The organism is Pseudomonas sp. Pseusp10 (assembly GCF_059492225.1).
Window position 1 is genome coordinate 3,002,757 of sequence record NZ_CP168528.1, and the last position, 17,753, is coordinate 3,020,509.

Here is a 17,753-nt window from a genome sequence, read left to right on the forward strand (position 1 = left end):
ATGCGCATCTTTGGCGAAACCCTGCGCGCGCTGCTCAGCCATTGGCGGCAGCACCCGGTGCAGTTTTTCAGTGTGCTGACCGGGCTGTGGCTGGCCACCGGTCTGCTGACCGGGGTCCAGGCACTCAACAGCCAGGCACGCGACAGCTATGCCCGCGCCAGTCAATTGATCGGCGGCGAACCCCAGGCCAGCCTTGGTGCGCCCGGTGGCGGTACGTTCCCCCAGCAATGGTTTATCGATCTGCGCCGCGCGGGGTGGCCCGTGTCACCGGTGCTGCAAGGGCGGGTCACGCTCAAGGGGCACGAAGAGCAGCGCTTGCAGTTGATGGGCATCGAGCCGGTGTCGCTGCCGGCGGGCGCGGCGGTGGCCGGGCAGGCCTTGGCGATTGAACAGGTGGTCGGCTTTTTCAGTCCGCCGGGCAGTACCTGGATATCTTCGCAGACGTTGCAGGCACTGGGTTTGCGCGAAGATGACCGGCCAACGAACCTGGCTGGCGCGGCACTGCCGCCGCTGCATGTGCAGGCCGACATGGCGCCCGGCGTGCTGCTGGTGGACATCGGTTTTGCCCAGCAGATTCTGGGGTTGCCGGAGCAACTGTCGCGACTGCTGTTGCCGAAGGATTTCACCGCGACGCTGCCGGAGCCGTTCAAGGGGCAGCTGCAACTCAAGAGCGCCGGCGAAGAAAACAACCTGACGCGCCTGACCGAGAGCTTTCACCTGAACCTCGATGCCCTGGGGGTGCTGTCGTTCGTGGTGGGACTGTTTATCGTGAACGCCGCTATCGGGCTGGCACTGGAGCAACGGCGCGGCTTGCTTCGGACCCTGCGTGCCTGCGGTGTGAGCGCGCGGATGCTGGTGGCTTGTCTTGCCGTCGAATTGGGCGGATTGGCCCTGATCGGCGGTTTGGCCGGGGTGGTCAGCGGCTACCTGCTGGCCAGCGTGCTGTTGCCGGATGTCGCCGCCAGCCTGCGTGGCTTGTATGGCGCCGAAGTGGCGGGGCAGTTGAGCCTCAGCCTGACATGGTGGTTCAGTGGTATCGGCCTGAGTCTGATCGGCGCGTTGCTGGCCGGGGCTAACAGTCTGCTGCGGGCGGCGCGCTTGCCCTTGCTGGCACTGGCCGACCCGCAGGCCTGGCATCAGGCCCATGCCCGCTGGTTGCGGCGCCAGGGTGGGGTGGCGGCAATGGCCGGGGTGATAGCGCTGCTGGCGTTGATCTTCGGCGACAGCCTGGTCAGTGGCTTCGTGTTGATGGCGGCGCTGTTGATCGGCGCCGCACTGGCACTGCCGGTGGTGCTCAGCGCGCTGCTCAGTCTCGGCTCGCAGCACAGTCGCTCGGTGCTTGGCCAATGGTTTGTCGCCGATTGCCGCCAGCAACTGCCGGCCCTGAGCCTGGCGTTGATGGCATTGCTGCTGGCCATGGCGGCCAACATCGGTGCCGGCAGCATGACTGCAGGGTTTCGCCAAACTTTCAGCGACTGGCTCGAGCAACGGCTGACGGCCGAGCTTTACCTCAATCCACAAAACCCGGCCCAGGCCCGGGAGCTGCACGGCTGGCTCAACCAGCAGCCGCAACTGGCGGCGGTGCTGCCCAACTGGCAGGTGTCGATCCAGTTGCAGGGCTGGCCGACGGACCTGTCCGGGATCATCGACCACCCGACCTATCGCCAGCACTGGCCGCTGCTCGAAGCCTTGGGCGACAACCCTTGGGAACGACTGGCCAAGGACGATGCGGTGATGCTCAGCGAACAACTGGCCCGGCGCCTGCAAGTGCAACTGGGCGATCACCTGACGCTGCCGACGCCCACTGGCCCGTGGTCGCCACGGATCGTCGGGATCTACGCCGACTATGGCAATCCCAAGGGCCACGTTCTGGTCAACATCAACCACCTGTTGCGCGGCTGGCCGCAACTGACGCCGAACCGCTTCAACCTGCGCATCGAACCGGCGTCGATCCCGGCGTTCGTCACGGCGTTGCAGGCGCGGTTTACCCTGGACGACAGCCGCATCGTCGATCAGGCGCGGCTCAAGGGCTGGTCCACGCAAGTCTTCGAACGCACCTTCGCCGCCACCGCCGCGCTCAACAGCCTGACGCTATGCGTGGCCGGGGTGGCGCTGTTCATCAGTCTGTTGACCCAGAGCCAGAGCCGTCTCGGGCAACTGGCGCCGTTGTGGGCGCTGGGGGTGACGCGTCGGCATTTGATGTTGCTCAACCTCGGGCAAACCTGGTTGCTGGCGTTGCTGACCCTGGTGCTGGCGTTGCCGCTGGGCATCGCCCTGGCGTGGTGCCTGGACACGGTGATCAACGTGCAGGCCTTTGGCTGGCGCCTGCCGTTGCGGGTGTTTCCCGTGCAACTGTTGCAATTGATGGGGCTGGCGCTGGTGGCGACGTTACTGGCCTCGGCCTGGCCGTTGTATCGTTTGTACCGCACACAACCGGCGGACCTGCTGCGGACGTTTGCCCATGAAAGTTAATGTCGGCGTCTTGCTCCTGGCGCTGCTGGTGCTGCTGTTGAGTGGCTGCGATCAATCGACACCGGAGCAAAAGGGATTTGCCGGAATGGGTAACCAGGCCGCTGCGTTCACCAAGGTGGTGCCCGGTCGGGTGTTCAGCTTCCCGGTGGATCACGGCCCGCACGACGGCTTTCGCATCGAATGGTGGTACGTCACGGCCAACCTGAAGGACGATCAGGGCCATGAGTTCGGCGCGCAATGGACGTTGTTCCGCAGCGCGTTGAAAGCCACCCCCGAGGTGGCGGGTTGGCAGAATCAGACAATCTGGCTCGGCCACGCGGCGGTGACATCGGCGACGGCGCATCACGCGGCCGAACGTTATGCCCGTGGCGGCGTCGGTCAGGCCGGTGTCAGCGTTGCGCCGTTCAATGCGTGGATCGACGACTGGCAATTGCGCAGCCAGGCGACGGCCGACGACCCCTTGGCTGACGTGCTACTCAGTGCCCGCGACCAGCGTTTCAGCTACCGGCTGCGGTTGACCGCGACAGGTCCGCTGGTGCTTCAGGGGGACCAGGGATTCAGCCAGAAGTCCGAACAGGGCCAGGCCTCTTACTACTACAGCCAGCCGTTCTTCCAGGCCAGCGGCACCCTGGAAATCGACGGCAAAACCTTTCAGGTCAGTGGCCCGGCCTGGCTCGACCGGGAATGGAGCAGCCAGCCCCTGACTGCCAACCAGAGCGGTTGGGACTGGTTCTCCCTGCACCTGGACAGCGGCGAGCAGGTGATGCTGTATCGCATGCGGCAAAAGGACGGCGAACCTTACCTCACCGGCACCTGGATCGACGCCCGGGGCCAGACCCAAGGGCTGCAGGCCAGTGACATCGGCCTGACGCCGCAAGACACCGCCAGCGTTGCCGGGCGCGAAATGCCCATTCGCTGGTCGATCAAGATCCCCGCCAAACACCTCGATATCGCCATCACCGCACTCAATCCCAAGGCCTGGATGGATTTGCGCATTCCATATTGGGAAGGCCCGGTGCGCCTCAGTGGCAGCCATGCAGGGAACGGCTATCTGGAAATGACCGGGTATTAGAAAATCAGCGGCCCGCCACGACCACTCGCTGAACAGCGTCTATGCTCATCCCACACATGGTGTTGAGCCCGGCTTCAACGCCGTCTGTTGCCATCTATCACAGGGAATGTTCTGCCTATGAAACGCCATGCACTGACCAAAGCCATCACCCTCGCTACCTTGCTGTCTGCCGCCAGTTTTGGCGCGGTTGCCGCCGATATTCCGTTGTCCGAAGTCGTGGTGGCTGATCAGGTCTCCACCCAAGTCGTTTCGGTTGATGCCGCGAACCATTCCGTGGTCCTCAAAGGCCCGCAGGGTAATGAGTTCCCTGTGCAATTGACCGACAAGGCGAAAAATCTCAAAAACCTCAAGGTCGGCGATACGGTCGACATCAGGGTCACCAGCGCCGTTGCAGCCTACCTCGACACCGATATCGACAAAGGCCTGCCCGGCACCGCCGAAGCCACCGGCGAAGTGCGTGCTGCGCCAGGTAGCGCCAACCCGGGCGGGGAAGCTTACCGCCAGGTGAAAGTGCAGCTGAAAATCACCCACATTGACCTGAAGAAACATAAGGTGACCTTCGAAAACCCGGAAGGCCAGTCCAAGACCGTCGACGTGAAACGTCCTGAGGTCCAGGCCAAACTCAAGGACTTGAAAGTCGGGCAAAGCGTTAACGTGGTTTATACCGACATATTGACGGTGACCAGCAAGCACTGAGATTGAGTAATGGCTCCATATGGGCTGATTATTATTGTGCAAGTTTTGTATAGGAATAATCAGCTCATATGGTCGAACTGGTGAGTTTGTGGCACGGTGCGGGACTGGATTTAAGTCGACATTTTATTAAATATCATGTCGATAAATTTCATCTTTACCGCACGGAAATATTTAGCCACTTCTACTAAAATACTTTCCGTTCGCCCAGTGTCAGGGCTCTTTACCAGTGCATGGATTGCCGAGGCCATTGCACTGGGCGAACACTTTATTGGCTGTATTGTAGGAGCTGGCTTGCCAGCGATGGTCGTTAACGATAACGCGTGTGAGCTGGATAAACGCGGAGCACTTGAGTCCATCGCCAGCAGGCTGGCTCCTACAGACGCGGTCTCTTGTAGGAGCCAGCCTGCTGGCGATGGTCGTTAACGATAACGCGTGTGAACTGGATAAACGCGGCGCACTTGAGTCCATCGCCAGCAAGCTGGCTCCTACAGACGCGGTCTCTTGTAGGAGCTGGCTTGCCAGCGATGGTCGTTAACGATAACGCGTGTGAACCGGATAAACGCAGCGTACCTGAGTCCATCGCCAGCAGGCTGGCTCCTACAGACGCGGTCTCTTGTAGGAGCTGGCTTGCCAGCGATGGTCGTTAACGATAACGCGTGTGAACTGGATAAACGCGGCGCACTTGAGTCCATCGCCAGCAGGCTGGCTCCTACAGACGCGGTCTCTTGTAGGAGCTGGCTTGCCAGCGATGGTCGTTAACGATAACGCGTGTGAACCGGATAAATGCGGCGTACCTGAGTCCATCGCCAGCAAGCTGGCTCCTACAGGTATTGCGTTTTCGGTGTTTCCCGGGATTGCGTGAAGAACCTTTTTTATTGAGTGGTGACAAATCCTTCAGTCATGTTTTTTATTGACTTGAACAACATCGGCCAACGCGGCGAAGCACTGTTCGATCGAACGCCGCTGGCTCTCGGCATACAGGCCCAACTCATCGATCGTCGAACGCCCCAGGGCCTGTTCGAACGCCTGCTGGTTGGCATGCGCGCCGTAACGGGTTTGCGCCGCGTCCCCAAGGTTCGACTGAAAAATCCCCGCCGCGCTGACCGGCAGGAAGTCTTCGTACACCAGCGGTTCAACCCGCAGGTAACCGCTGCCGAGCAGGTCGTCCAGGGCGGCGTTTTTCAGATCGCCCGCCGCCAGGCCTTTTTCCGTCACAAAGTAGCGGAAGTAAGCCAGGCCCTGTTGGCGCATTCCTTCCCAGGTGTCGGGGAATTCGTTGAAATGCTGCGCCATCAGGGCGTTGTAACGCGCGGCGTTGGCTTCGTTGGGGAAGTCCTTGAGCTCGTCCCGTGCGGCATTGAGCAAGCGGTCGTACAGTGCGCGGCCTTTGGGCGTGAGGGCGGCGCCGCGCTGTTCGATTTCGCCGAAACGGGCACTGTGGCTGCCGTGAGCCTCGTTTTGATCGGTGAAGGCAATCGGCTCGTCCAGAGCCTTGAAGCTGGTCTGGCGCAGCAGGATCGGGCACTGGCGGCGGGGCGGGCCTTCGATCACCGCTTTGGGGGTGATGCCATGGGCCGGCATTTGCGCCTGCACGATGTCGATGTCCAGGGTCCGCGGTGTCAGGTGGTTGATGTGCGGGCCCTTGAACGCCACCACGTCGGCGATCAGACGATGCTGGGCGCTGAGCCTTTGATATTGCTCGGCGGTGACGGTGGCGCTGTGGTGCCAGCGGAACGTTTCCAGTGCCTGTTCGACGAATTCCCCGGCTTCCTGCTCGGTCAGGCCCCCCAGGGATTCGGCACGCTCGATGAGCGTGAGGGCCGAGGGGGTGAAGATCGAGCGCTGCTCGAGCATCGACTGGGCGAACGCTCGCAGCTCCAGGTCTTCGATCAATTCCAGGCGCAACAGCGAGGTGAATACCCGGAACGGGCTGACCTGCAGCGACGCTTCATGCACCGCACGAAACGCCGTGGAATGTACCGGCACGCCGGCCGGTGTCAGGTCGTAGTAACCCACCGGTTGCATGCCCATCACCGCGAACAGGCGGGCGAGGGTTGCCAGTTCAGCGGCCGTTCCGACGCGGATCGCCCCATGACGCTCCAGGTCCAGTCGCTCGATTTCGCCGGTGCTCTTGAGCTGCTGCAAGATTTGCGGATCGCTGTCCAGCACGTGACGGTTAGTCTGCTCCACCAGTTCCATCAACGCGCCGTACAACGGCACTTCCTCGCGATACATGTCGGACATCGCTTTAGAGAAGCGTTGGCGGATCAGGTCAGGGCTGACGAAGTTCGGGTGGTTCATGAACAGGATTCCTGGCGCGGAGACGTAAAGGATGGACGAAAGATCGCAGCCTTCAGCGACGCCGACAAACGAAGTTTCTGACGAACTTCATTCTGCAAAGGACTGCAAGGGGGCGTTCTCAATTAGTTTCCCCACCGCGTTGTCGCCTTAAAGCAGACCCGGCGCGGTAGGGAAACCAATTGAGAACGCCCCCTAGTGCAGTCGTTGATCCTGCGGGCTCTCCGAGCGCAGCGATGCCAAAAACTCGCGATACAGGCGCGCCGAACCGGTGGGGGCTTCCACCATGGGCATGTGCCCGACGGCGTCCCAGATATGCACGCGCAAGTCGGCGATGCCCTTGCTCCAGACCGCCACGCTGCTGACATCGATCAGCCGGTCCTTGCGCCCCCACAGCAACAGGGCCGGTGCGGTGATGTCGGGCAGGTGCGGTTCCATCGGCGGGCTGGCGCGAAAATCCCGGAAGATTTCTTCCAGTTCCTCGCGAGACTGTTCATAACGCTGGGCGACGGCATCGAGTACGAGCTTCGGTACCCAGGGCGGTGAAGCCATGGTCATGGCGTAGAAACGCTGGAATTCTTCGCGCGAGTGAATCAGAAACGGGTTGTGGCCCTTGGCCAAATGCCGTTCGAGGTCACTGGGCTCGGGCGCGGTGACCCCGGCCGGGTCGATCAGCGCCACGGACACAATGCGCTCGGGGTAAGTGGCCGCGAGCCACGCCGCCATGTAGCCACCCATGGAGTTGCCGATGACATGGACTTTTTCGACGCCGCACACATCCAGCAGCTGGATCATGCGCTTGGCCTGCAGCGGGATGTCGTAGCCGCCGCCTGCCTTGAAGCCGGTTTCGCCATGGCCGGCGATGTCCGGGATGATCACTCGATGGCTGCCGACAAAGTGCCGGGCGAAACGCAGCCAGAGGTTTTTGTCGGCGCTGAAGCCATGGAGCATCAGCACATTGCTGGTGGCCTCGTACGGTCCGCCTTGCCAGGTCGAGACGGTCATCTCGGGGATGGGCACGACGATTTTGTGCAGCCGGTACAGCTTGGCCTCGGCCGCCATGTTCAGGTCATAGAGCCAGTAGCCGATGGCCGGGTAGGTCAGCCAGCTCCAGGCGACGAACACTGCGAGAACGACGAACAACAAAAGCATCACGCGTCTCCCTTCTATCAGCTCAGGACAAAATGTGATCGGCGGGTTTCAGCGCTCGGGTCAAACGATGAAAGCTGAAGCTGAACCCCGGAAACATGGCAATCACATGACCGCTCTTGCTTTGATACCAACTGTGGCAACCACCGGACTTCCACACGGTTCGTTCCATTTCCCGGTGGATCATTTCAGTGTAGGTACGTTCCGCCTCATGGCGAACTTCGATGCTGCGTAAACCTTGATCCTTCAAGGTGCGAATGCAATCGAGGATGTAATTCATCTGGGATTCGATGATGAATAGCGCCGAGGTGTGGCCGATGCCGGTGTTCGGCCCGGTGACGATGAACAGGTTGGGAAAGTCGGGCAGGGCGGTGCCGAGGTAGGCCCGCGGGTACGGCGCCCAGACCTCCTTGAGACGGGTGCCGTTTTTGCCCGTTACCGGGTAGGAAATCACCCCGTCGGTGGCGTCGTAGCCGGTGGACCAGACGATCAGGTCCACTTCGATGTGTTGGCCATCGAGGGTAACGATGCCGGTTTCGTCGATGGCCGCGATGCCTTGCTCGCGGCTGTGCAGCGTTACGTTGCTGCGCGTCAGTGCCGGGTACAGCGTGCTGGACAGAATCACCCGTTTGCAGCCGATGGTGTAGTCCGGTGTGAGTTTGCGCCGCAGTTCGGCGTCCGGCACCTGGCGTTTGAGGAAGTGCAGGGCCTGGCGCTGGACCCTGTGCACGGCCGGCTTCGAATACTTGAAGCCAATCACCCGGGTTTCGAATTGCCAATAGATTCCCCAGCGCAGCAGCTTGTAGGCTGGCTTGAACCCCAGCAACCAACGCTGCAAGCGGCCAAAGCTGCGGTCAGCCCGGGGCAACACCCAGTGGGGCGTGCGCTGGAACACATGCAACTGCCCGACGTCCGGGGCAATGGCCGGAATGACCTGGGCCGCACTGGCACCGCTGCCGACGATGGCCACGCGTTTTTGCCGGTAGTCGTAGTTGTGATCCCAGTTGTTGGTGTGAAACGTCTTGCCCTGAAAGCGTTCCTGCCCGTCGAAGCGCGGAACCACCGGTTGACTCAGCGGCCCGGTCGCGTTGATCAGGAACTGCGCGCAAAACGTGCCTTTGCTGGCGGTGTACACCGTCCAGCGCTTGTTGGCGTCGTCCCATTCTACGCGCTCGACATTCGCGCTCAGTTCCAACTTGTCCCGCAGGCCGAAGTGCTCCACCACATGGCGGGTGTAGCGGTGCAATTCGGCCTGCCCGGCGAACATTTGCGTCCAGCGATACGGGGCGAAAGACAATGAGTACAGCGGTGAGGGCACATCGACCGCCGCACCGGGATAGGTGTTCTGGCACCAGGTACCACCGAAGAAATCCCGTCGCTCCAGCAGGCGGAAATCGTCGATGCCGGCCTTGAGCAGATTAATTGCAGCACATTGGCCGCCAAACCCGCTGCCGATGATCAATACTTGAAAGGTCTGCATGGGCCTCCTCTTATGGTCATTGATCAACTCCTTCTTTCATGTATAGCCGTTTCTGGAGGAGGCTTTTGCATTTATTCGAGCGTGACAGGCGGATATTCAGCCCGCCAGCCGGTGATGGCTATTTAATGTCACCCTGATAGACTGCAGTGCATAGGCTCAGGCTGTTTTCGCATTCCGTTGAGTGGCACAGAGGCCCTATGGCAAGAACGGGAGGACAGGGGTTTTCATTGGCCAGGAGGCTCTATACATCGCGAATCCTGGGGGTAGCCTTGGGATTGGTGTGTGTGAGCGCGGCGATGTATCCACTCGATCCGGCGCCCTGGGTCTGGGGATTCATGTGGTTCAATGGCCTGGTCTGGCCGCATCTGGCTTACCAATGGGCGCGCCGGGCCAGCAAGCCTTATCACGCCGAACACCGCAATCTGCTGATCGATGCCTTTCTCGGCGGCTTCTGGATTGCCGCCATGCAGTTCAATCCATTGCCCAGCGCGACCACCATTTCCATGATGGCCATGCATAACGTGGCCATCGGCGGCTTGCGCTTCCTGCTGGCCGGGACGGCCGCGCAAGTGCTAGGCCTCTGCGTTGGCTTGCAGATTTTTGCCCCGGCGCTCATTCCTGCCACCAGCCCGGTGCAACTCTATGCCTGTTTGCCCTTGCTGTGCCTGTATCCGTTGTCATTGGGCTGGATCTGCTTCCGCCAGGCCCATACCCTCGGCCTTCAGAAGCGTGAACTGCTGGCACTGAGTCGCACCGACAGCCTGACAGGCCTGCTGAACCATGGCGCCTGGAAGGACCAGCTGGAAGTCGAGTTCCAGCGTTGCAAACGCCAGCAAAAAGGCGGGGCGATTGCCCTGATCGACATCGACCATTTCAAAGTCATCAACGACACCTACGGCCATGTTGCCGGCGATATCGTCTTGCGCCAGTTGAGCAAAATGCTCAGGCAGAACCTGCGAGCGACCGATGTGGCAGGGCGCTACGGCGGTGACGAGTTCTGTGTGATCCTTCCGGACCTGCCCCTGAACCGCGCCGCCGCTGTCATGGATGCCCTGCGAGATCGCTTCGCCACATTGGGGTACGAGCAGAGTCCGGCGCTGAAAGTCAGCCTGAGCATAGGCCTGGCGTCATTCAACCCGGCGCACACCGACGCGACGCTTTGGCTCAACGACGCCGATCATGCGCTATACGAAGCCAAGACCACCGGGCGTAACCGCGTGATCTGTTGCGGCAATGGCAAACCCTATCGCGAACTGCTCGACTCGGTCTGAACGTCCACTGCAAAACCTGTGGGAGCGAACCTGCTCGCGAAGGCGACGTGTCAGGCGGCATGGATGTTGGCTGTGATGGCCTCATCGTCGGATCGCCGCCCGGAGCAAGCTCGCTCCCACAGGGGAATTGCGGTGAGCACGGCATTGGCGTACAGCCGCGATCCAAATGTGGGAGCGGGCTTGCTCGCGAAGGCGGCGGGTCGGGCGGCATGGATGTTGGCTGTGATGGCCTCATCGCGAGCAGGCTCGCTCCCACAGGGGATTTGCGGTGCGCACGGCATTGGCGTACAGCCGCGATCCAAATGTGGGAGCGAGCTTGCTCCGGGCGGCGATCCGACGATGGCGGCGGGTCGGTTTAAACCGTCATTCCTTCACGCTCATGAACTCTTCCGCGAAGCGGATGTATTCCTCGGGTTGCGTGTAGGTGTGCGTCAGCTCGGTCGCGCTCAGGTCCGACGTCTGGGTGAGGATCTGGCGTTGCTCGCGCAGGCTGTCGTAGGTCGCCTTGATCGCGGCGAAGTACGCACCATGGCCGTCGATGGTCACGCGAACACCCAGTTCGGCCAGGCGTTTGTCATCGCGTAGCAGCGGGTTGCCGTAGGTCACCAGCATCAGCGGCACGCTCAGGTGCTCGGCGATCTGTTCCAGATGGTCGAAGTCCTTTACGCCCACCATGCAGATCCCGTCGGCTCCGGCGCGCTGGTATTGCCGGGTGCGGCTGATGATTTCCTGCACCGGCAGAATCCCTGCGTGGGTGCGGGCGATGATCGCCATTTCCTTATCGCAGCGGGCTTCCAGTGCCGCGCGGATCTTGCCGACGCCTTCGGCGACCGTGATCAGGTCGGTGGACTTACGGCCGAACTGGGCGGGCAGCAGCGTGTCTTCGATGGTCAGCGCGGCAACGCCGGCACGTTCGAGTTCGACGATGGTGCGCATGACGTTGAGCGCGTTGCCGTAGCCGTGGTCGGCGTCGGCAATCACCGGCAGCTGGGCGACACGGCCGATGCGGGTGGCCTGTTCAGCGAATTCGCTGAGGGTGATCAAGGCAAAGTCAGGGGCGCCCAGCACTTGCAGCGATGCGACCGAACCACCGAGGATCCCGACTTCGAAGCCCAGGTCGGCGGCAATGCGCGCCGACATCGGATCGAAAACCGAGGCCGTGTGGTAGCAGGTGTTGGAGGCGAACAGTTGGCGAAAATTGCGGCGCAAATCTTGATGGGAAAGCCTGGACATATGAGTTCCACCAATGGAATGGAAGGGCTTGAGCAAAAGTGTCAACGCCAAAGAAATAAAAGGCTATCACGCGCGCAGGGGGAGAATGATGACGAATTTGCTGGGTAAGGCCGATTGACGTCGCAACGATGGAACTGATAGGTCACGCCGCCACGGCCTGTAGCCGTTGGTCAAGCAACGGCACGGCGCGCACCGAGTCACCGGGCTGCAGCTGCAAGCGCTTGGCGGTCAGGCGATCAACCACCAGGCTGTTGCCCACCTGTCGGGCCGGGGCGCAGGTAATGCGACAGTTTTCCAGACGGCGGTTGTGGATCAGCCAGAGGGGCGCTTTATCGTCCGGCGAGCCGATGGCCAGTGACAGCGGTTGACTGTCGCGCACAGTGCGGATCCCGGAAACCGGGGCTTCAAGGACTGGTCCGCCGTCGAAGATATCGATGTAGCCCTTGTGGGCAAACCCTTCGGCGCTAAGAATTTTCAGGGCCGGCTCGGTATTCGGGTGGGCTTTGCCGATCACCGCCTGGGCCTGTTCGGTGAGCAGGCAGGTGTACAGCGGCTGGCGCGGCATCAGTTCGGCGATGAACGATTTGTTGCCCAGCCCGGACAAGTGATCGGCGTGGCTGAAGTCCATCTTGAAAAAGTGCCGGCCGAGGCTGTCCCAGAACGGCGAGCCACCTCGCTCGTCGGCACTGCCGCGTAATTCGGCGATGAGCCGGTTGCCGAACAGCTGCGTAAACTCGGCAACAAACAAAAAACGCCCGAGCGAAAGCAGGCGGCCGTTGTTTCCCTGGCGCTGATCGGAGCGCAGGTACAACGAGCAGACTTCCGATTGCCCGGTCAATTCATTGCTCAGGAACAGGGTCTGGATCTGGCGCTGGATGCCCAGGTCCGGTGACGTGCTGACCGTCAGTCCGACCCGGTAGTTGTACCAGGGCTCGCGCAGGCCGACGCCACCCGTCAGGGCGCTGACGCCCACCACTTGCTGCTCGTCGTCCTCGAGCACGAACAGATAATCGGCATCGGCGCGATCGACCTGCCCGGCGAAGGTGCGTTGGGCCCAGCGGATACGGTGGGCCAGGCGCTCTTCGTTGGCCGGCAGGCTGGTGAGCCCCGGACTGGCCTGGCGCACCAGCGTGAGCACGGCGGGCAGGTCGGTGATCTGGACCGGACGGACAATCATGCGGCTGTTCCTTGTTCGCGTGTACTCGGACGTTGGTGTTGACCCTGGCGGGTATTCACAGGGCGATCAGCCTGATCGGGCTGCCATCGGTCACCTTCAATGCCTTGCACATGGCGGCGTCCAGCGTGACGGGCTGCCCGGTGATGTAGTCAAGATCGACGACAATGGCCCGATAATCCCTCAAGGAGTCGTTGCTCACCAGATAGCTGCCACGGGCATCGATCACCGGTCCGGATAGCGTTACGCCGCACTGGCTGTGGGCGATGGAACGAATGCCCGACGTGCGCGCGTACAGTGTAGGGCCTCCATCGAACAGATCGATGTAACTGTTGGTTTCGAAGCCTTCACGTTCGAGGATATCGAAGGCTTCCTGGCCGTCGGGGTGGATGCTGCCGATGCAGTCCTGTGCCGCCTGGGGCAGCATGGGCACGTAAATCGGATACTGCGGCATCAGTTCGGCGAGAAAGGTGCGGCTCTGCAGGCCGCAAAGCCGTTCGGCCTCGACGTAGGGCAAGTCGAAGAAATGCTTGCCCACGGCATCCCAAAATGGCGAGTGGCCTTCATCACTGCTGTAGCCGACGATTTCGGTGATCACCGTTTCGGAAAAACGCCGGGCGTGGGCGGCGATGAACAACAGGCGCGCCCGCGACAGCAGTTCGGAATGCGCGGTGCGTACCCGCGCGGCATCGATATGGAAGCCCCGCAGCAAGGTGTGGCCACTGAGGTCGTGACACAACGACAAGGCCGGTACGCCGTGCTCGATGTTCAGCTCCCTCGAGGCACTGGTGAAGTGCCGGTTGCGCAGGCTGTAGAACGGCTCGTTGAACCCTGCCGTGGCGAGGATTTCCGAACAGCCGACCAGGTGCTGTGTCGTCAGGTCCTCGAGTACAAAGAAATAGTTTTCCGGGCCATGACCCTCGACGTCCTTCTCGAACGAAGCACAGGAATCGAGGATTTTTCCGCGCAACCGTTCGCTATCGTCGGGCAGGGATGTAACGCCCACGAGGCTTTCACGAGCCAGCTTCTGCAACTGGGGCAGATCAGCTAACTCGACTGGACGCAAGACCAGCATGGAGACACTCCTGTATCAATCGATTCAGCGGTTTGAGCCGAACCTGACTATCACTGTCGGTTTTTCCACACATTAAATCGGTGGTCGTCTGAACGTTGTCAGGCGCCACTCTTTTTCTTGTCAGATGTTTCTTGGGATGAACCGTTTTAAACAAAGAGCGGGCAATTCGGCCGCAAGCGATGCCTGGCCAGGCGCATTGATCGGGGTTTCGAGAAAGGGTATCCGGGCTCCTGCTGGATGAGCGTGGAACATGTTTTAACAGTCCGTTGAAAGGAGTATTTAATTATCACGCACTGCCTGTCTAGTTAATTTTCGCGTGGTCTGTCCGTGTCCGAAAAAGGGGCGAAATGCCTGTACTAAAGGGCTACGCCGATGTCGTAAAGTCTTGTAAGACATTGCCTGAGTTGCGGTCAGCCATAACAGAAAACCTGTCAGGAAATGCCTGAAGGAATCAGTTTCAAACAGGAAAATTAAACACCCCCGGGTCTAATGCCAGTCAGTTAAACGGTAATGCGATCTGTAGCAGCTGCCGAGCCCGCGAGGCTGCGTTCGGCTGCGAAGCAGTCGTAAAATCAGTCATTGCGGTACGTCAGGCAGGCCGCGTCAGCTGGACTCACGACGGCCATGCAGCCGAACGCAGCCTCGCGGGCTCGGCAGCTGCTACAAAGGGTGTCGCGGCTGAATTGCTTAACTGACGGACATTACCCCCCGGGTCTGCTTACTTGCGGCACAATTGCACCATCGTTTCTTTCCTTTCATAGAGTGATTGCTGGTGCAGGCGACCCGTTTAACCCTGATTTGCCACGCTCGAACCGTTGCACAGAAATTGGCGCGTTTTCCTTTGGACGAACCTCTGGAGATGGATTGGCAAGCGCTCAGGCTTTCCCGTTGCAATCAGTTCAAGGGCGCTCCGCGTCTTGTCTGTGGCCCGGAGTTGCGCACCCGGCAAACCGCTGAACTGTTCGGCAGCGCGCCGGAGATTGTCGACGCCTTGAGGGACTGCAACTTCGGGCGTTGGGGTGGTGTTCGCATCGGTGAGCTTCAAAAGACTGAAGCTGAGGAGCTCCAGTATTGGTTGGTAGACCCGGCTTCGGCACCCCACGGTGGCGAGTCGGTGCTGCAACTGGAGGAGCGGATGAGCGTGTGGCTGACCTCGTTGCAATCGACGCCGGGGCACATCGTTGCCATTACCCATCCCTTTGTCATCCGCGCCGCGCTGACGCACGTGTTGCAAGGGGCGTCGTCCAGCCTGATCGACGTCGACCCCTTGGCGGCTGTCGAGTTGAGGTTCCATGGCCGCTGGCGGCTGCGCTTGCCGGGCACCGACCCCGAGGATCTGTTTTGATGAAAAAACTCCTGGTCATCGGTATCGGTGCCGGCAATCCCGACTACATCACGATGCAAGCGGTGAAGGCGCTGAATCAGGTCGATGTTTTTTTCCTCATGGACAAGGGCCAGAGCAAAGACAAACTCATCGAATTGCGGCGCGAAATCTGCGAGCGCTACATCACCGATCACGCTTACCGTTTTGTCGAAGCCCACAGCCCGGAGCGCGAGCGCGGTGAGATGGACTACAGGACCAGTGTCGACGACTTGAACCTGGCCAGGCAGCAGACCTTCGAAAGGCTGATCAACGAGGAAATGTCCGACGGCCAGTGTGGTGGTTTTCTGGTGTGGGGCGACCCGGCGCTGTACGACAGCACCCTTCGTATCCTTCAGGCCATCCAGGCTTCAGGTGCCTGCGCGTTCGAGTTCGAGGTGATCCCCGGCATTACCAGCGTCCAGGCGTTGGCGGCACAGCACAAGGTGCCGCTCAACCAGATTGGCTGCTCCGTTGAAATCACCACTGGCCGGCGTTTGGCGGCGGGGCAGGTGAGCGATGCCGACAGCCTGGTGGTGATGCTCGATGCTCAGGATGCTTACCATCAGGTGGTGGATCAGGACACCGAGATTTACTGGGGGGCCTATTTGGGGACGCCGGATGAAATCCTGATCAGCGGCAAGCTCAAGGATGTGGCGGATGAAATCGAACGGGTGCGCAAGGCTGCACGGCTGGCTAATGGCTGGATCATGGATACCTATTTATTGCGCAAGTCTTGAAAGTTGGCTAGCCCGGTCTGGCCCCTTCGCGAGCAAGCTCGCTCCCACAGGGTTGGTGTGAACAACACAAAACCTGTGGGAGCGAGCTTGCTCGCGAAGAGGGCCTTGAGAACACCTCAAAACACAGCATTGCCCCCACGCCCAAACCGCTCTCGATACACCGAAGGCGGCACGCCGACCACCGTGCGGAATGCCACCCGGAAGCTTTCCACCGAGCGATAACCACAACGTTCGGCAATCTGCTCGGTGTTCTGGTCGCTGCTTTCCAGCAGCTCGCGGGCGCGGCCCAGGCGTTCGTGCTGCAACCAGCTTTTCGGTGACTGGCCACAGGCTTCGGTGAAGCGGCGCAGGAACGTGCGTTCGCTCATCGCGGCTTCGCTGGCCAGGTCGCGTACTTCCAGCGGCTCGTGCAAACGCTCACGTGCCCACTGCATGACGCGAGAAAGATCGCTGCGCGGTGCAGGACTGACCGGCGTCGGAATGAATTGCGCCTGGCCACCGCTGCGTTGCGGCGACATGACCAGGCGCCGGGCCACGCAATTGGCCACCTGCGTGCCGAAATCCCGTGCTACCAAATGCAGGCAGGCATCGATGCCTGCGGCGCTGCCGGCGGAGGTGATCAATTGGCCGGAGTCGACATACAGCACGTCCGGGTCCACCAGGATGCCGGGAAACCGCTCGGCCAGTTCCGAGGTATAGCGCCAGTGCGTGGTCGCACCGTGCCCGTCGAGCAATCCGGTGGCGGCGAGGACGAAAACACCGGAGCAGATCGACAGCAATCGCGCGCCCCGTGCATGGGCCTGGCGCAGGGCGGCGATCAGTTCCATGGGTACCGCGGCGCTGCGGTCGCGCCAGCCGGGAATGATGATGGTGCGGGCATCGGCGAGCAATTCCATGCCGCCATCGGCCAGGACCTGGATGCCGCCCATGGCACGCATCGGGCCTTGATCGACTGCGACGATACGGTGCTCGTACCACGGAAAATCGAATTCAGGTCGGGGCAGGCCGAAGATCTCCACGGCAATGCCGAACTCGAACGTGCAAAGGCCGTCGTAGGCCAGAATCGCGACCATTCCTGGGGTAGGGTGCATTTGGCGGAAAATTCCCGGTGAGTGTCTTGTGCGCCACTGTAGCCGCAAGTGGCTGGCGGATAAAGTCATCCCACACCCACCGCTACTTAGGAGTACAGCCCATGACCAGTCTGGTTCGCGAAATTCCCGCCGCCCCATCGGCCATCGCCCTGATGCATTTCAGCAACCGTCTGACGTTCGAAACTGATTGTTCCGACGTCCATGCCAGCCAGCAGGGTGGTGAAGTCGATTTCATTCTGCTGGATGTGCGTGGCCCGCTGGCTTTCGAACGCGGGCATGTACCGGGAGCGATCAACATTCCCCGGCGTCTGCTGACTGCCGAAGGTTTGGCGGGTTATCCGAAGGACAGCCTGTTCGTGGTCTATTGCGCCGGGCCTCACTGCAACGGCGCCAACAAGGCAGCGGTGAAGCTGGCGGCCCTGGATTATCCGGTCAAGGAGATGATCGGCGGCGTGACCGGATGGCTGGATGAAGGGTTTGAGTTGAGTGCCGTGGTGCCGCGGCCGGTGAATGCTGCGATCGGTTGTGAATGCTGATCTTGAAACACCATTGACCCCTGTGGCGAGGGGGCTTGCCCCCGTTGGAGTGCGAAGCGCTCCCAAAACTCTCGACAATTACCAGAGATTCTGGGGTTGCTGCGCA

At 61.0% G+C, this 17,753-nt stretch carries 14 protein-coding genes; 7 read left to right on the plus strand and 7 right to left on the minus strand.

The features are described from left to right. The 3 genes from ACEN8Z_RS13535 (at position 1) to ACEN8Z_RS13545 (ending at position 4,240) form a co-directional block, all read left to right on the plus strand. Positions 1-2,472, plus strand: a complete 2,472-nt coding sequence (locus ACEN8Z_RS13535; RefSeq protein WP_495597967.1) for an ABC transporter permease — start codon at positions 1-3, stop codon at positions 2,470-2,472. After that, positions 2,462-3,544 (plus strand): lipocalin-like domain-containing protein, encoded by a 1,083-nt coding sequence (locus tag ACEN8Z_RS13540; protein WP_495597968.1) that lies wholly within the window; start codon positions 2,462-2,464, stop codon positions 3,542-3,544. Before ACEN8Z_RS13535 ends, ACEN8Z_RS13540 begins: the two co-directional genes overlap by 11 nt. 117 nt (positions 3,545-3,661) lie before the next feature. After that, on the plus strand, positions 3,662-4,240 hold the full coding sequence (locus ACEN8Z_RS13545; RefSeq protein WP_007996307.1) for a hypothetical protein: 579 nt from the start codon (positions 3,662-3,664) through the stop codon (positions 4,238-4,240). 894 nt (positions 4,241-5,134) lie between these two features. Here the strand turns inward: ACEN8Z_RS13545 and hglS are convergent. The 3 genes from hglS to ACEN8Z_RS13560 form a co-directional block, all read right to left on the minus strand. Next, positions 5,135-6,541 (minus strand): 2-oxoadipate dioxygenase/decarboxylase HglS, encoded by a 1,407-nt coding sequence (hglS, locus tag ACEN8Z_RS13550; protein WP_495597969.1) that lies wholly within the window; start codon positions 6,539-6,541, stop codon positions 5,135-5,137. A 192-nt stretch (positions 6,542-6,733) separates the two neighbouring features. Beyond that, a complete protein-coding gene (locus ACEN8Z_RS13555; RefSeq protein ID WP_108230511.1) occupies positions 6,734-7,690 on the minus strand; it encodes an alpha/beta fold hydrolase in 957 nt (318 codons plus the stop codon). 22 nt (positions 7,691-7,712) lie between these two features. Next, the gene (locus ACEN8Z_RS13560; RefSeq protein WP_495597970.1) at positions 7,713-9,167 is read right to left on the minus strand and encodes a flavin-containing monooxygenase; all 1,455 of its coding nucleotides are present in this window, start codon (positions 9,165-9,167) and stop codon (positions 7,713-7,715) included. A 197-nt stretch (positions 9,168-9,364) separates the two neighbouring features. Here ACEN8Z_RS13560 and ACEN8Z_RS13565 point away from each other — a divergent pair, with 197 nt between their 5' ends. Beyond that, on the plus strand, positions 9,365-10,438 hold the full coding sequence (locus ACEN8Z_RS13565; protein ID WP_495597971.1) for a diguanylate cyclase: 1,074 nt from the start codon (positions 9,365-9,367) through the stop codon (positions 10,436-10,438). A 363-nt stretch (positions 10,439-10,801) separates the two neighbouring features. Here the strand turns inward: ACEN8Z_RS13565 and ACEN8Z_RS13570 are convergent, their stop codons facing one another. The 3 genes from ACEN8Z_RS13570 to ACEN8Z_RS13580 all read right to left on the minus strand — a co-directional run bounded on the left by ACEN8Z_RS13570 (position 10,802) and on the right by ACEN8Z_RS13580 (position 13,920). After that, the gene (locus ACEN8Z_RS13570; protein ID WP_007996313.1) at positions 10,802-11,671 is read right to left on the minus strand and encodes an isocitrate lyase/PEP mutase family protein; all 870 of its coding nucleotides are present in this window, start codon (positions 11,669-11,671) and stop codon (positions 10,802-10,804) included. A 142-nt stretch (positions 11,672-11,813) separates the two neighbouring features. Beyond that, positions 11,814-12,848, minus strand: a complete 1,035-nt coding sequence (astA, locus tag ACEN8Z_RS13575) for an arginine N-succinyltransferase (RefSeq protein ID WP_495597972.1) — start codon at positions 12,846-12,848, stop codon at positions 11,814-11,816. 55 nt (positions 12,849-12,903) lie between these two features. Continuing rightward, positions 12,904-13,920, minus strand: coding sequence for an arginine N-succinyltransferase (locus ACEN8Z_RS13580; protein ID WP_495597973.1), 1,017 nt, complete (start codon positions 13,918-13,920; stop codon positions 12,904-12,906). Between the two features lie 772 nt (positions 13,921-14,692). Between ACEN8Z_RS13580 and ACEN8Z_RS13585 the strand changes: the two genes are divergently transcribed. Both ACEN8Z_RS13585 and cobF read left to right on the plus strand, forming a co-directional pair. Continuing rightward, positions 14,693-15,265 carry a histidine phosphatase family protein gene (locus tag ACEN8Z_RS13585; RefSeq protein ID WP_495597974.1) on the plus strand — a complete coding sequence of 191 codons (573 nt, stop codon included), beginning with the start codon at positions 14,693-14,695 and terminating at the stop codon, positions 15,263-15,265. Next, the gene (cobF, locus tag ACEN8Z_RS13590; RefSeq protein WP_495597975.1) at positions 15,265-16,020 is read left to right on the plus strand and encodes a precorrin-6A synthase (deacetylating); all 756 of its coding nucleotides are present in this window, start codon (positions 15,265-15,267) and stop codon (positions 16,018-16,020) included. Before ACEN8Z_RS13585 ends, cobF begins: the two co-directional genes overlap by 1 nt. Positions 16,021-16,136: 116 nt before the next feature. Here cobF and ftrA read toward each other — a convergent pair whose 3' ends face one another. Then, a complete protein-coding gene (gene ftrA / locus ACEN8Z_RS13595; protein ID WP_495597976.1) occupies positions 16,137-17,111 on the minus strand; it encodes a transcriptional regulator FtrA in 975 nt (324 codons plus the stop codon). 101 nt (positions 17,112-17,212) lie between these two features. On the opposite strand from ftrA, the gene ACEN8Z_RS13600 reads away from it, so the two are divergent. Continuing rightward, positions 17,213-17,647, plus strand: coding sequence for a rhodanese-like domain-containing protein (locus ACEN8Z_RS13600; protein ID WP_495597977.1), 435 nt, complete (start codon positions 17,213-17,215; stop codon positions 17,645-17,647). The last annotated feature ends 106 nt before the right edge of the window (positions 17,648-17,753 follow it).